This window comes from Amycolatopsis sp. NPDC059235 (assembly GCF_042754125.1).
GTDB lineage: Bacteria > Actinomycetota > Actinomycetes > Mycobacteriales > Pseudonocardiaceae > Amycolatopsis > Amycolatopsis albidoflava.
Map to the genome: position 1 here is coordinate 22,582 of NZ_JBHZAG010000094.1, position 13,563 is coordinate 36,144.

Genomic DNA, 13,563 nt, shown 5'->3' on the forward strand with positions numbered 1-13,563 from the left:
GCTCGCGCTGGCCGCGGATGGCGTTGTCGCGGCGGAACTGTCCGTCCGGAACCGAGGAGGAGCGATGCGCGCACAGCCCGGCGACTGGCTGGTGGTGAAGAGCGGCCGGGCGGAGTTCCCGGACCGGCACGGCCGCGTCGTCGCGGTCGGGACCCCGGACGGCGGCCCGCCGTTCACGGTCCGCTGGTTCCTCGGCGGCTACGTCTCGACGATCTACCCCGGCCCGGACGCCGTCGTGCTCACCGAGGCCGAACGGAACGCCCCTGCGCCGAACGGCGGAGCGGGCCCGCGTTCCCGCCGCGCCGGGAACCGTCCCCGGCGCGGCACTGAGGACGTTGGTCCTTCGCGCCGGTGACTCCGGACCGGCGTGCCCGGTCCGGCCGGTCGCCTAGTTTCGAGCCAGTACCAGGGAAAGGACGGGTCTGATGCGCGCACGCGATCTGATGACCTCGCCCGCGGAGACGGTGCGTCCGTGGACTTCCGCCGACGAGGCTGCCGAGCTGCTGGCCGAACGCGGCTTCCCCGCGCTGCCGGTGGTGGACGACGACGGGCGGCTCGTCGGCATCGTCACCCAGGCCGAGCTGGGCCGCGACCGGGCCCCGGGACAGCCGCGGGCGTCCCGGCGCCGTCCGTACCACCCGGGCGCGATCGAGACGACCGTCGGCGCGGTGATGACCTCGCCCGCCGCCGGGATGCCGCCCGGAGCCGACCTCGCCGACGTCTGCCGGGAGCTGGTGGACGCGAAGAGCCAGGCGATGCCCATCGTCGTCGAGGGCTCCCGGGTGGTCGGCATCGTGACGCGCGGCGACGTGGTCCGCGTGCTCGCCCGCGCCGACACCGCGATCGCCGCGGACGTGCGGCACCGGCTCGAGGTCTACGGCGGGACCGGACGCTGGAAAGTCGAGGTGCACGAAGGGATCGTGCGCATCACCGATCGTTACGACGAGGAAGCCGACCGCGACGTCGCGAAGCTGCTGGCGCTCGCGGTGCCCGGCGTGGTGGCGGCGGACCCGGCCGGCGACGGGACGGGAAGATGACCGGCCGGAACCGCACGGTGCTCGTCGGGATCGGCGGATGGGACGGCGCGGCCGAAGCGGTCCGGTGGGCCGCCCGGCTCGCCGCGGGCCGCGACCTCGAGCTGGAGCTCGTGCACTGCCTGCAGACCGCGGTGCCCGCCGGATTCGCCGGGCCCGGACCGCTTTTCGAGGACGCGCCCGCCGACGGCGGGCTCCTCGCGCCTGCGGGGGAGGACCTGGCGGCCGACGCGCTCCGCGTCCGCAACGAGGTCTACACCGATTCCGCGCCCGCCCTGCTGATCGACCGGTCCCGGGAGGCCCGGATGGTCGTGCTCGGCCGCACCGGGACCGACGGGTTCACCGGCATGCTGGCCGGCGCGGCGACCGCGGCCGTCGTGAGCAACGCCGGCTGCCCGGTCGCGGTGGTCCGGGGCCGCCGCGGCGACGGCCCGGTTCCGCTCGACGGGCCGGTCGCGGTCGGCGTCGACACCAGCCCGAACAGCGAGGCGGCGATCGCGGCGGCGTTCGAGGAGGCCAGCTTCCGGCGGGTCCCGCTGGTCGCGGTGCACGCCTGGGCCGACGTCGTGTGCGACGCGATCGAGCGCACCGCGCGTCCGGTCCCCGAGCGGGAGACCCGCCGCCAGCCGGTCGAGGAACGGCTGCTCGCGCACCGCCTCGACGGCTGGCAGGAGAAGTACCCCGACGTCGAGGTGCGCCGGAAACTGGTCCGCGACCGGCCGCGCCAGGTGCTGCTCGACGAGTCCGAGCGGGCCCAGCTGATGGTCGTCGGCAGCCGCGGCCGCGGCGGGTTCGCCGGGATGCAGCTGGGGTCGACCAGCCAGGCGCTGATCCACCACGCCTCGTGCCCGGTCCTCGTGGTCCGGCCGGAGGCACGCCGCTGACCGGCCGCGCCGACAGCTGGCGAAATGACAACAATCGCGGCATCAGCGGGAATGCCCGGACGGCGCAACGGCAATTCCGCCGGACCGGTCCGAAGATCGGGATTTCCGCCGGAAGAACCATTCCGCCGCCGTTCGCGGCGCGGATCCGGGGCAGGGCAACCACTCCGTTCGGCCTTGCCGCGCACCGCCGGACGCGCCCGCTTCCGCCGCTCGGCCAAGGCAATCGCGGCGGCCGGGCCGGGTGCGGCCGCGACAGTTCCCGGCGTGATTTCCCGGCCGGGAGAGAACCCGGCACGCCCGTTTTCCCGTGCAGCGCCGAAAATCGCCGCCGGCCCCTTTTCGCGCGCTTGACGGCCGCTCGCGCGAGCCGCAAGACTGAATTCCAGTGGCGCCGCGCGGACCGGACGGCAGCGCCGGACGGGCGGGAGCCGGGGTGAACCAGCGGGACACACCCGAACAAGCGAGGCTGACGTTCCCCGATCAGCCGAGGATGGAACTGGACCAGCTCCTCGGCGAGCTGGTGGAGCGCGCCCAGGAGGTCATCAGCACCCAGGGCAGGCTCCGCGGGCTGCTGCGCGCGACCCAGTCCATCACCGGCAGCCTCGCGCTGCCCGCGCTGCTGCGCCGGCTCGTGGAGGCGGCGTGCGAACTGGTCGGCGCCCGGTACGCGGCGCTGGGGGTGATCGGGCCGGACGGGCGGCTGTCCGAATTCGTGCACACCGGGATGGACGCCGAGGCGGTCGCGCGGATCGGCAGGCTGCCCGAAGGCAAGGGCCTGCTCGGCGCGGTCGTCGAGGACCCGCGTCCGGTACGGCTGGACCGGTTGCAGGACGATCCCCGCTCGACCGGGTTCCCCGAGGGACATCCGCCGATGACGAGCTTCCTCGGCGTCCCGGTGCGGGTGCGCGGCGAGGTTTTCGGCGACCTCTATCTCGCCGAGGCGCGGCACGGCCGATTCAGCGAGGAGGACGAACAGCTGGCGCTCGCGCTCGCCGCGGCGGCGGGCAGCGCGATCGAGAACGCCCGGCTGTACGAGACCGCGCGGAACCAGCAGGAGTGGCTGCGCGCGTCCGCGGCGGTCACCCGGGAACTGCTGTCGGCGGACCTCGGCGATCCGCTGGGCCGCGTCGTGGACTACGCGCGGGCGCTCGCGTCCGCGGACCTGGTTTCGGTGACCCGCCCGGCGGAGCGGGAGGGCTACCTCTTCGTCGAACGCGCGGTCGGGGCGGGCGCGGAGCAGCTGGCCGGCCGGGAATTGCTCACCGAGTCCACTGTGGCCGGCACGGTTTTCGCCAGCGGCGAGCCGAGAATCGGTTCGTGGCCGGACGAGCTGTCGCGGCTGTCGGTGCCCTCCGTGCTGAGCCTGAACCTCGATTCGGTGATGCTGGTGCCGCTCGCCGGGAACGGGAAGGTGGCCGGGGTGCTGACCGTCTCCCGGCTGGCCGGCCGCCCGGCGTTCACCTCCGACGACCTGGAGATCGCCGCCTGGTTCGCCGACCAGGCGGCGGTGGCGCTCGAACTGGCGCAGGCGCGGGCCGAACGCGAGGACGCCGCGCTGCACGACGAACGCGACCGGATCGCGGCGCGGCTGCACAGCGAGATCCTGAACCGGCTCTACTCCACCGGATTGTCGCTGCAGACCACGGCCGGGCTCGCCAAATCGGCGGTGGTCGCGGCCCGGCTGCGCGCGACGATCGCCGACCTCGACGACGTGATCAATCACGTGCAGCAGACCGTTTTCCGGCTGGACGACGTCCTTCCGCCCGGACCGGAGCCGATCCGCGACCAGGTGCTGCGGGTGCTCGCGCAGGCGCGCGAGGAGCTGGGGCTGGCGGTGTCCACGCAGCTGACCGGGAAGCTCGATCCGGTGCCCTCGGACGTCGTGGTGCCGCTGCTCGCCGACGCGCTGCGGCTGGTCTCCCGGCACACTTCGGCCGAATCGGTGGAGGTCGAGATCCAGGCGGAAGCGGAGCGGACGACGGTGACCGTCCGGTACGAGGGCGCGGGCGACCTCGCGGTGGCCGCCGCGCCCGGGCTGGCCGCGCTCGCCGAACAGGCGAGCCGCCGCGGCGGGACGCTGACCGTGGCAGGCGGTTCCCGGCTGAGCTGGTCCGTGCCGGTGAAAACCCCGCCGCCGCCGGAGGATTGACGACTTCCGGAAGCGCCGGAGCGCCGTACTCTCGACGCACGAACCCAAGGTGGGAGAAGGACCGATGCTGCGGGTATTCCTGGTGGACGATCACGAGGTGGTCCGGCGCGGGGTCGCCGACCTGCTGGAGGAGGACCCGGAGATCGCCGTGGTCGGCCAGGCAGGCGACGTTTCGCAGGCGCTGGCGCGGATTCCGGCGCTGCGCCCGGACGTCGCGGTGCTCGACGTGCGCCTGCCCGACGGCAACGGCATCGAACTGGCCCGCGAGCTGCGGACGCAGTCGCCGGACCTGAAATGCCTGATGCTCACCTCCTACACCGACGAACAGGCGATGCTCGACGCGGTGCTCGCCGGCGCCGCCGGGTACGTGATCAAGGACATCAAGGGCATCGACCTGATCTCGGCGGTCCGGGACGTCGGCGCGGGGAAATCCCTGCTGGACGCGCACGCGGCGGCCGCGCTGATGGCGAAACTGCGCGACAGCGCGGAAAAACAGCGGGGGCCGTTGTCGCAGCTGTCCGAACAGGAACGCACGCTGCTGGCGTTGATCGGCGAGGGGTTGACGAACCGGCAGATCTCCGAGCGGATGTTCCTGGCGGAGAAAACGGTGAAGAACTACGTGTCGCGGCTGCTGACGAAGCTGGGCATGGAACGGCGCACGCAGGCGGCGGTGCTCGCGACGGAACTGCGCGGCCGCCCGCATCGGCCGGGCTAGCCGTTGAGCGGCGAGGGAGAACGCGAGAGTTTTTCGGTGTGCGGCGGGGTGTTCGCGACAGGAGAGACGCCGTGGTCGAGGTGGGGCCGGCGGCCGGAGTCAATCGCTGGTTCGGAGAACCCCCAGCCGACAGCACTGCCCGGCCGTCCGCGTCGGCCGGACGGTCAGACGCTGAGCGGGGACGGAGTCACGAGCACGTCCTCCAGCGCGCGGCGCGGCGTCCGGGGCACCGGGGCGCCGTAGCCGAGGCGGAGCACGATCTGCGGCCAGAGCCCGCCGCCGAGCAGATCGCGGAGCCGGGCGCGGATCGCGGGCACTTCGACCGGCTGGGAGATGAACGAGGCGTCGATTCCGCGGGCGGTCGCGGTGAGCAGGACGCGCTGCATGGCCTGTCCCGCGCGGAGCCGGTCGATCGCCAGGTCGGCGAACGTGCCGACCACCACGACCAGCGGGGCCGCGCCCGGGGCGCGCGAGCCGCCGCCGTAATCGCGCAGGACCCAGGTGTCGTCGGCGGTGACGGCCCCTCCGGCGGCGTACGGCACGCCGTCGCGCCGGTTGCGTCCGCGGCCGGTCCAGCGCTGCCATTCGGACCGGAAAGCCGGATCCTGCGTCTGGAGGCGGTGGCTTTCGCGGATCAGCTCCTTGAGCCCGGCGAGCTGGTCCTCGTCGAGCCGCGGCAGCCAAGCGTGTTCGACCTCCGCGGCGTGCCGCAGCGCGCCCAGCGCCCCGCCGGGGACCGGTTTGGCGGTGAACGGCGTGCGGTTGGTGTGCCGCAGCGGGATGGCCTCGGCCAGGGAGGCGAGCTTGCGGTCGGTCGCGGCGGCGGCCCGCGGGCGCACGAGGGCGAGCAGGTCGGGATCGCCGCGCCGGGGGAAGTAGCTGGTGGCCGGGTGGACGCCGGTCGCGTGGATCGCGGTGCGCAGGTTGAACAGCGCCGCACCGCAGGACAGCAGCAGCTCGCGCCGGTCCGGGTCGGCGACGGGCAGCGTGCGGTCGGCGTCCGCGTGCACCTCGATGCCCGCCGGGCCGACGCTGAACAGCCAGGGCTGGGTGTTGTGCGTGGACGGGGCGAGCGTGGCGCAGCGCAGCACCGACACCACCTGGTCGGCGCTGAGCAGGCCGGACGGCGCCACCTGAAGGGTCATCCTTCTCCCCGAGACCGCGAAACGCGGGACACTGTGTCGTGCGTGGTTCTCCGCTTCAGCATGCGTCCGCCGGGCGGGGGCGCACAGGGGCGAAAGTCATCTGTCTGAGGACGCCGAGCGCCGAGAGCAGGTCCGATGCCGGAAACCGGAGAGGGCAGCCGGAAGCTGTCCGGAACCCTGTCGCAGCTGCGGCTGCGGGAGACGCTGCGCGACCTGCAGGAACGCATCGAACTCCTGATCGGCACCCGGGACAAAATGGACGGCCTGCTCGAAGCCGTGCTGGCCGTCGCGTCGGGGCTCGAACTGGACGCGACGCTGCGCCGGATCGTGCGGGCCGCGGTGGAACTCGGCGAGGCCCACTACGGCGCGCTGGGCGTGCTCGGCGACGACGGCGCGCTGGCCGAGTTCGTGTACCTGGGCATCGACGCCGAGACGCGGGCGCGGATCGGGCACCTCCCGGAAGGCCACGGCCTGCTCGGGCTCGTGATCGACGACGCCAAACCGTTGCGGCTGACGGAGATCTCCGCGCATCCCGCGTCGGTCGGCTTCCCGGCCAACCATCCGCCGATGCACTCGTTCCTCGGCGTCCCGGTCCGCGTGCGCGACGAGGTGTTCGGCAATCTCTACCTCACCGAGAAGAAAGACGGGGCGGAGTTCACCGACGACGACGAGGTGATCGTGCAGGCGCTGGCCGCGGCGGCCGGGATCGCGATCGAGAACGCGCACCTCTACGAGCAGACCCGGCTGCGGCAGCGCTGGCTCGGCGCGACCAGCGAGGTGACCACGGAACTGCTCGGCGGCACGGACCCGGTGGACGCGCTGGAGCTGATCGCCGGCCGCGCGCTGGAACTGACCGGTTCGGACGTCACGATGCTCGCGCTGCCGGGCACGGGCAGGCTGGACGTCGACGAGGACGGGGACTCCGTTCCCGCCGAGCTGACCGTCACCGTGTGCGCGGGCGGCGGCGAAAACCTGACCGGGCTGCGGATACCGGTCGCCGGGACGGTGCCGGGCGCGGTGTTCCGGGACCGGACGCCGCGCCGGATGGCCGAACTGGCGCTGCTGCGCGACCGCGGCCGGGGCCCGGCGCTGGTGGTGCCGCTGCGCGCGGGCGACCACACCTCCGGGGTGCTGATCGCGTTGCGGGATCCGGGATCCGCGCTGTTCGAGACGGCGCAGCTGCCGGTGCTCGCGTCGTTCGCCGACCAGGCCGCGCTGGCGTTGCAACTCGCGGCGCAGCAGCGGGCGGCGCGGGAGCGGGACGTGCTGTCGGACCGCGACCGGATCGCCCGGGACCTGCACGACCACGTGATCCAGCGGCTGTTCGCGGTCGGGCTCGCGATGCAGAGCACGCAGCGCCGGACGAAAACCCCCGAGCTGCAGCGGCGGCTGCAGGAGAGCATCGACCAGATGCACGAGATCGTGCGCGAGATCCGCACCGCGATCTTCGACCTGCACGGCGGCGCGGCCGGCGAGATCCGGCTCCGGAACCGGCTGCACGACGCGATCGCGGAGCTCACCGACGACGCGCCGCTGCACCCGGCGGTCAGCATGGCCGGCCCGCTCGACGCGGTGCCGGCCCAGCTCGCCGAGCACGTGGAAGCGGTCGTGCGCGAGGCGGTGAGCAACGCGGTCCGGCACGCGGACGCGTCGGCGCTGTCGGTTTCGGTCGCGGTCCGGGACGAGGTGGTGCGGATTTCGGTGACCGACGACGGGAAAGGGCTGCCGGAGGGCGTCGCGCCGAGCGGGCTGGGGAACCTGCGGGAGCGCGCGGAGTCGGCGGGCGGGGAGTTCGCGCTCGAAGCGCGTCCGGGCGGCGGGGTGCGGCTGGACTGGTCGGCGCCGTTGCGCTGACCCGGAGGACGGTATCCGGCAGGTGCGGAGGAATTTGCCCGGCGGGCGGGGGAATCCGCCGGAGGCCCGGGCTCGAAGCGCGCCCGGGCGTCGGGGTCCGTTGCGCTGACCTGGGTGACGGCAGTCTGCGGTGGCGTCCAGCGCACGGCCGGGGTCGCCCGTGGGCTCGGCAATCCGCGGGCGGCTCAGGCGGGGAGCGCGTCCGGCCGGTGGCCGGCGGACCGGCTCGCCGGGATCGCGGCGCTGAGCTGGTTCAGTTCGGCGTCCACGTCGATGACGACCGCTTCCAGCAGTTCCTGGGAGAGGTCGCACAAAGCCCGTCCGGCGGCGAGATATCCGGCCACGTGGGTGAGCCCGCGTCCCTCGGCCGCGCTGTGCGCGAGGCCAACGCCGGCGAACTCGTCCCCGTCGGCGGTTCGCAGCACCGCCCGGGCGCGGGTGTAGTGCACGGTCCGGTCGAACGCGATGGCGAGTGTCCACTGCTGCGGGGTCTCGGTCATGTCAGCTCCGTTCCGGGTTCACCGTCGCAGGCCCCGCCGGGGAAGGAAAGGGCCGGAAGTCCTCTGCGCGCCTTCGCATTCCGCCGCGGGGAATCAGCCGTGTCCCCTCCTCGGACGCCAGGGCCGATCGTGCGGCGCCGTGCGCGGGCCCGGATAGGGCCGGAGGTCACCGCCGCCCCGGCGGACGTCCGCGGCTGCGGGCCGTTCTCGCACGCCGGATCGCGCAGCCCGAATGTCCACTGTGGATCATCCAGTCCCGGGAAGCCCGACTGTCCATTGCGGACTCTTCCGGGGCAGAGGCCGCTTCGGCGGAAAGCCGGGCCCGGAGTAGGGTGGGAAAGCCGTCCGGCTCTGCCGCGGAACCCGGCTGGTTCCGAAGTCGCGGGAGGCGGTGAATCAGGCAGTGCCGGGAGTCGGGGATTTCGCGGAGGCGGTGTCGCCCATGCTGTCGAATTTGCTCGCCGCGCTGCGCGAAGGCCGCGACGTCACCGCGCCGCTGGCCGAGGTGTGCGGGGCGGTGGCGGAACTGATGCCGGTGGACGGGGCCGCCGTTTCGCTGATCGTCGAGGGCAGCCAGCGCGTGCTCGTGCTGGCCAGCGACCAGGTGGTCGAGCATCTGGACACGCTCCAGTTCAGCCTGGGCGAGGGCCCGTCCTTCGAAGCGTTCGCGACCGGACGGCCGGTGCTGGTTCCGGATCTGTCCCGGAATCTCCCCGCGTCGTGGCCGGTGTTCGGCGCTGAAGCCGGACTGGCCGGAATCGGAGGCATATTCGCGTTTCCGCTGCGGCGCGGCGCGGTGAAGCTCGGCGCGATGGACGCTTACCGGCGGGCTCCCGGATGGCTCTCCGCGGCGGAACTGGCGACGATCCTGCGCGGGACGGACCTGGTTACCAGCGCCTTGCTGGCAGTGGTTACCGCGGGCGTGGCCTGGGAAACCCCAGGCGGCGCGGTCGGCGCGATGGTCCGGGACCGGGCGGTGGTGCACCAGGCCACCGGGATCGTGCTCGCGGAGTTCGCCATTCCCGCGGAACAGGCACTTGCCCGGCTGCGGGCGTACGCGTATTCCCGGGGGAGGCTGCTGGACGACGTCGCGCGAGACCTCGTCGCGCGGCGGCTGCACCCGCGGGAGATCGAGGCATGAAAGCTGTCCGACGGCGGGATTCCGCGCGAGCTGGGCGCGGGAAGCCCGCCCATGGGAGGGAGAGAGACCGATGAGCGACGGGTTCGCCGGCGCGGTGACGTCGTCCGGCGAGAACGAGCTGTTGCGCGCGTTCGTGGACATGGCCGACACGTTGGTCGACGAATACGACGTGGCGGACATGCTGCACCGGCTCGCGAGGTACTGCGTCTCGCTGCTCGGAGCCTCGGCCGCCGGGCTGCTGCTCGCCGACCAGCGCGGCGGCCTCGAGGTGGTCGCGTCGTCGGACGAGAGCAGCCGGATGCTGGAGCTGCTGCAGCTGCAGACCGAGCAGGGGCCGTGCCTGGACGCCTACCGCAGCTGCGAATCGGTGCGCGTCGAGGACCTCTCGGCGGAGGCGGCGAGGTGGCCGCGATTCGCGCGGCAGGCGTCCGCGGCGGGCTTCCAGTCCGTGCAGGCGCTGCCCTTGCGGTTGCGCAGGCAGGTGATCGGCACGCTGAACCTGTTCGGGCGCGGCCCCAGCCCGCTGGCCGGGTCGTCGCTCGGCGTGGCCAGGGCGCTGGCGGACATCGCGACGATCGGGATCCTGCAGGAGCGCGCGATCCGGCGCGGGGAACTGCTCACCGAGCAGTTGCAGCACGCGCTGAACAGCCGGGTCGTCATCGAGCAGGCGAAGGGCGTGCTGGCGCACGCCGGCGGGGTGGAGATGGACGCGGCGTTCGACCGGCTCCGCGCCTACAGCCGCGCGCACAACGAACGGCTGAGCGAGGTGGCCGAGGCGGTCGTGCGCGGCGAACTTCCGCCGGAACAGGTTCTCGGCGAGGACTGAGCTTCCGGTCGTCACCCGCCGCGCACGGGAAACCACCCGGAATGACCGTAACGGCCTCGCTCCGTGCACCGGTCCGGTGGCGCGGCGGGGTGCGGACAGCCCGGACGGACGTCTTGGCAAGGCCCGCGAGCCGCCGTTACTGTGGGTTTCCCGGGAGGGTGCCGACGGGGACCCTGCCTGGGCGAGTGCAGATGCCGCGTGCCCTGGCCCCTGGCTTTCTGACATCTGCGACATGGAACCCGTGCCGATAGTCCGGAGTGCCTGATGTCGCTTTCGTCCCCCGAAGCAGTTTTCCGTACCCGGCGCAGGAAAACGTGCGAGCGCTGCGGCGAGCAGATCCCGCCGGGGAAGCTGCAGACCGCGCTCGTCCCCGATTCCTCGCGCGTCGATTCCGCCGATTTCGCCGGCCACGGCCAGCGGCTGATCTACGCCTGCGGCGACGAGCACATGGCCCAGCTAGTCGAGAAGGCCCGGGGCGACTGGGTCGACGAGCAGTGGTGGTTCGGCCTGCTGTGCCAGGCGAGCCGGGCCGCCCTGCAGGCGTCGCTGCCCGAACTCGCCCGCCAGGCCCGCCTGTCCGACCGGCAACTGAACGCGGCGCTGCAATGGAACGCCGCCGCCGATCGTCCGCTGCGCAGTTTGCCGGGCGGGCAATCCTGCTGACCGAGGCCTGATCCGCGCGTTCGCCGCTCGCAGTGTCCGCGCGGACGCTGTGCGGCGTCCGGCGAACCGGGCAGTCCAGCTGATCAGCAGCACGACGATCAGGAGACCGGCCGCGGACGCCACGAGCCCGCCCGCGTGCACCAGCCAGCCGAGGAGCATTCCGAGCATTCCGGCCGCGGCGGCGGTGAGCAGTTTTCTCCGCAGTTCGGGTTTGCGGAAAACGCTTCCCGGACGGATCGCGCACACCAGCACCGCGCCGGTCGCGAGGGTCAGTGCCCAGGCGAACAGCCGTATCGGCAATGCCGGGCCGAGCGCGCACAAAAGGAACACGCAGCTGCAGACCAGACGCCATTCGAGCCGAGCGCACACGCCACACCTCGGTTTGCCGGAACTTGTCTTCGAGGTGCTGCCCAAGGTAGGTACGCGCCGGTCCCGGCGGGCAGGGCCGGAGGACCCGATTCGGAGGGCCTCTCGAAGGGCGGGAGACCCGAATCGGACAAAAAGCCGGGCGTGGTCCGGTTTCGCGCGCATATTCCCGCGGATTTCGCCCTCCGCGCCCCGCGGATTAACCGCATTCGCCGACCGAACTCTCGAGCGGGCCACGGGACGCGGTTCGGCGGCCATTCCGTATCCCTTATCCCTGACAAAGACCATTCTGCCCGGGAATTTGACAGTTCCCGCGCGACCGAACGGAGGTTGTGCCTTTTCCCGCGCCGCCCAGACTGGAGTGCGGCGGGAACGAGCGGTCCGCGGGCGTTCTCGCGACGGCGGCCGGGAAACGGCCGCCGGTGAGGTCGAGCCCATGCCGGCAGGCCGCCTGTTCGGTGCGTGGATGCCGCTCGTCGTGTCCCGCGTCCGCCGCCGCGTTCTCCCGGCCAGGCAGGAGCGAAGGAGGACGGATGAGACTTGACGGGAAGGCAGGCGTCGCGCTGGCGGCGGTCGCCCTGGCGGCGTCGTCGCTGGCCGGTTCGGCGTCCGTGGCGGGCGGGCGGGCCGAGGCCGCGCCGCCGCCGGCGTGCTCGCCGAACACGACGGTGCCGACCGACGACGGCCCGGTGTGCGGGATCGCCGGCAAGGACGTCCGGTCGTGGGAAGGAATCCGGTTCGGCGCGCCGCCGGTGGGCAACCTGCGCTGGGCTCCGCCGCAGCGGCCGGCGAAATGGACCAAGCCGTTCGAGGCGACCGCGCCGGGCAACGCGTGCCCGCAGCCGGCCGGCCTCGGCCCGGGTTCGGAGACCGAGGACTGCCTGAACCTCAACGTCCGGGTGCCCGCCAACCCCGGGCACGGGAAGCTTCCGGTGATGGTGCAACTGCACGGCGGCGGATTCCTGTTGCTGCAGGCGCAGAACGCGAGCCGGCTCGTGACCGAGGGGCACGTGATCAGCGTCGAGGTCAACTACCGGCTCGGGATTTTCGGGTTCCTGGCGCACGCGGCGTACGGCGAGCACGCGGGCGATTACGGGCTGCAGGACCAGCAGGCCGCGCTGCGCTGGGTGCAGCGCAACATCGCCAAGTTCGGCGGGGATCCGCACAACGTCACGATTTACGGTGCTTCCGCGGGCGGGTCGAGCGTCTGCGACCACACCGTCTCGCCGACCGCGGCGGGGTTGTTCCAGCGCGGCATCAGCCAGAACGGCGAGTACAACTCGTTGCTGGGCACGGACATCCAGTGGCAGCCGCAGGACTGCAAGGCTGATCTGCCCGACGAGGAGCAGGCCCAGCAGGCCGGGGCGCGGTTCGCGAAAGCGCTCGGCTGCGGGGCCGACGCCGGTGCGTGCCTGCGCAAGCTGCCGGTGGCGGCTCTGCTGAAGCAGGCGGGCAACGGGATGAAGCCGGACAGCGGCACGATCGCGCCGATCGTGAACGGGACGACGCTGACGCTGTCGCCGGGGGAGGCGTTCGCGAAGGGCCGGGTCAACAAGGTGGCGCTGATGCACGGCGTGGCCCGCGACGAGGTCCAGCTGCCGTCCGCCGCGACCCCGGAGGACTACCGCAAACTGGTGGCGCAGCAGTACGGCGAGCACGCCAAGGAGGTCAGCGAACTCTATCCGCTGAAACGATTCCCGAACCCGGCCCCGTTCCTCGCCTTCCGGACCATCGTGGCCGACTCCAACTCAGTCTGCCCCGCGGTGCTGAACGACGAGCGGATGTCGCGGCACATCCCGGTTTTCGCCTACGAAATGGACGACACCGACGTGCCGCCCGCGTTCTTCCTGGACCCCACCAAGCCGAACGGCGCGTACCACGTAGCCGAGGGAATGCTGCTGACCCCGCCGCCAGGCATGAAGCTGACCCCCAACCAAAAGGTGCTCTCCGACCAACTGCTGGCCCAATGGACCGGCTTCGCCCGCACCGGCAACCCCACCGTGGACGGCACTCCGAAATGGGACCCCTTCACTGAGAACAACCCCGTCGTGATGTCCCTCAACGCAGCAGGAGACAGCCAGCCAACAACAGAAATCCCGAAGCAACACCGCTGCAACGGCCTTTGGAACCCACTGTCCCCCTTCACCCAACCCCACTAACCCACCCAACCCCGCACCCCTACCTGCTCCCCAACCCCCAACCCCCCGACTCCCCAACCCGCCCACCACGCGGGATCGCGTCGACGTGCGGAGGGGCAGTGCGCACGGCCCCCCGGGCCGGGTGAAC

12 protein-coding genes are annotated in these 13,563 nt (G+C 72.6%); 10 read left to right on the forward strand and 2 right to left on the reverse strand.

Annotation, left to right across the window (positions count from 1 at the left end; translation table 11 throughout):
* Positions 1 to 64 precede the first annotated feature (64 nt).
* The 5 genes from ACFXI3_RS39190 (at position 65) to ACFXI3_RS39210 (ending at position 4,782) form a co-directional block, all read left to right on the forward strand.
* Positions 65 to 355, forward strand: coding sequence for a DUF1918 domain-containing protein (locus tag ACFXI3_RS39190; RefSeq protein ID WP_378406529.1), 291 nt, complete (start codon positions 65 to 67; stop codon positions 353 to 355).
* Between the two features lie 70 nt (positions 356 to 425).
* Positions 426 to 1,037, forward strand: a complete 612-nt coding sequence (locus tag ACFXI3_RS39195; RefSeq protein ID WP_344272687.1) for a CBS domain-containing protein — start codon at positions 426 to 428, stop codon at positions 1,035 to 1,037.
* Positions 1,034 to 1,918 (forward strand): universal stress protein, encoded by an 885-nt coding sequence (locus ACFXI3_RS39200; protein ID WP_378406531.1) that lies wholly within the window; start codon positions 1,034 to 1,036, stop codon positions 1,916 to 1,918. Before ACFXI3_RS39195 ends, ACFXI3_RS39200 begins: the two co-directional genes overlap by 4 nt.
* A 433-nt stretch (positions 1,919 to 2,351) precedes the next feature.
* Entirely contained in the window at positions 2,352 to 4,067 is a 1,716-nt protein-coding gene (locus tag ACFXI3_RS39205) for a GAF domain-containing protein (RefSeq protein ID WP_378406533.1), read from the forward strand.
* 64 nt (positions 4,068 to 4,131) lie between these two features.
* Positions 4,132 to 4,782: a response regulator gene (locus tag ACFXI3_RS39210; RefSeq protein ID WP_378406535.1), complete on the forward strand. Its 651-nt coding sequence runs from the start codon at positions 4,132 to 4,134 to the stop codon at positions 4,780 to 4,782.
* Positions 4,783 to 4,946: 164 nt separating this feature from the next.
* On the opposite strand, the gene ACFXI3_RS39215 is transcribed toward ACFXI3_RS39210, so the two are convergent.
* Positions 4,947 to 5,927: an Acg family FMN-binding oxidoreductase gene (locus ACFXI3_RS39215; protein ID WP_378406537.1), complete on the reverse strand. Its 981-nt coding sequence runs from the start codon at positions 5,925 to 5,927 to the stop codon at positions 4,947 to 4,949.
* Between the two features lie 135 nt (positions 5,928 to 6,062).
* Between ACFXI3_RS39215 and ACFXI3_RS39220 the strand changes: the two genes are divergently transcribed.
* Positions 6,063 to 7,781, forward strand: a complete 1,719-nt coding sequence (locus ACFXI3_RS39220) for a GAF domain-containing protein (protein WP_378406539.1) — start codon at positions 6,063 to 6,065, stop codon at positions 7,779 to 7,781.
* Between the two features lie 185 nt (positions 7,782 to 7,966).
* On the opposite strand, the gene ACFXI3_RS39225 is transcribed toward ACFXI3_RS39220, so the two are convergent.
* Complete coding sequence (locus tag ACFXI3_RS39225; protein ID WP_344272705.1) at positions 7,967 to 8,281, reverse strand: dsRBD fold-containing protein; 315 nt, start codon at positions 8,279 to 8,281, stop codon at positions 7,967 to 7,969.
* Between the two features lie 391 nt (positions 8,282 to 8,672).
* On the opposite strand from ACFXI3_RS39225, the gene ACFXI3_RS39230 reads away from it, so the two are divergent.
* From ACFXI3_RS39230 to ACFXI3_RS39245, 4 genes are all read left to right on the forward strand, one after another.
* Positions 8,673 to 9,422, forward strand: a complete 750-nt coding sequence (locus ACFXI3_RS39230; RefSeq protein WP_378406541.1) for a GAF and ANTAR domain-containing protein — start codon at positions 8,673 to 8,675, stop codon at positions 9,420 to 9,422.
* Positions 9,423 to 9,492: 70 nt separating this feature from the next.
* Positions 9,493 to 10,248 carry a GAF and ANTAR domain-containing protein gene (locus ACFXI3_RS39235; RefSeq protein WP_378406543.1) on the forward strand — a complete coding sequence of 252 codons (756 nt, stop codon included), beginning with the start codon at positions 9,493 to 9,495 and terminating at the stop codon, positions 10,246 to 10,248.
* Positions 10,249 to 10,512: 264 nt separating this feature from the next.
* On the forward strand, positions 10,513 to 10,911 hold the full coding sequence (locus ACFXI3_RS39240) for a hypothetical protein (RefSeq protein ID WP_378406545.1): 399 nt from the start codon (positions 10,513 to 10,515) through the stop codon (positions 10,909 to 10,911).
* A gap of 899 nt (positions 10,912 to 11,810) precedes the next feature.
* Positions 11,811 to 13,436 (forward strand): carboxylesterase/lipase family protein, encoded by a 1,626-nt coding sequence (locus tag ACFXI3_RS39245; RefSeq protein ID WP_378406547.1) that lies wholly within the window; start codon positions 11,811 to 11,813, stop codon positions 13,434 to 13,436.
* Positions 13,437 to 13,563: the final 127 nt, after the last annotated feature.

Coding starts and splice junctions, on each gene's coding strand:
- ACFXI3_RS39240 (WP_378406545.1), top strand. CDS start 10,513: ATGTCGCTTTCGTCCCCCGAAGCAGTTTTCCGTACCCGGCGCAGGAAA.
- ACFXI3_RS39210 (WP_378406535.1), top strand. CDS start 4,132: ATGCTGCGGGTATTCCTGGTGGACGATCACGAGGTGGTCCGGCGCGGG.
- ACFXI3_RS39225 (WP_344272705.1), bottom strand. CDS start 8,281: ATGACCGAGACCCCGCAGCAGTGGACACTCGCCATCGCGTTCGACCGG.
- ACFXI3_RS39190 (WP_378406529.1), top strand. CDS start 65: ATGCGCGCACAGCCCGGCGACTGGCTGGTGGTGAAGAGCGGCCGGGCG.
- ACFXI3_RS39195 (WP_344272687.1), top strand. CDS start 426: ATGCGCGCACGCGATCTGATGACCTCGCCCGCGGAGACGGTGCGTCCG.
- ACFXI3_RS39200 (WP_378406531.1), top strand. CDS start 1,034: ATGACCGGCCGGAACCGCACGGTGCTCGTCGGGATCGGCGGATGGGAC.
- ACFXI3_RS39215 (WP_378406537.1), bottom strand. CDS start 5,927: ATGACCCTTCAGGTGGCGCCGTCCGGCCTGCTCAGCGCCGACCAGGTG.
- ACFXI3_RS39245 (WP_378406547.1), top strand. CDS start 11,811: ATGAGACTTGACGGGAAGGCAGGCGTCGCGCTGGCGGCGGTCGCCCTG.
- ACFXI3_RS39220 (WP_378406539.1), top strand. CDS start 6,063: ATGCCGGAAACCGGAGAGGGCAGCCGGAAGCTGTCCGGAACCCTGTCG.
- ACFXI3_RS39235 (WP_378406543.1), top strand. CDS start 9,493: ATGAGCGACGGGTTCGCCGGCGCGGTGACGTCGTCCGGCGAGAACGAG.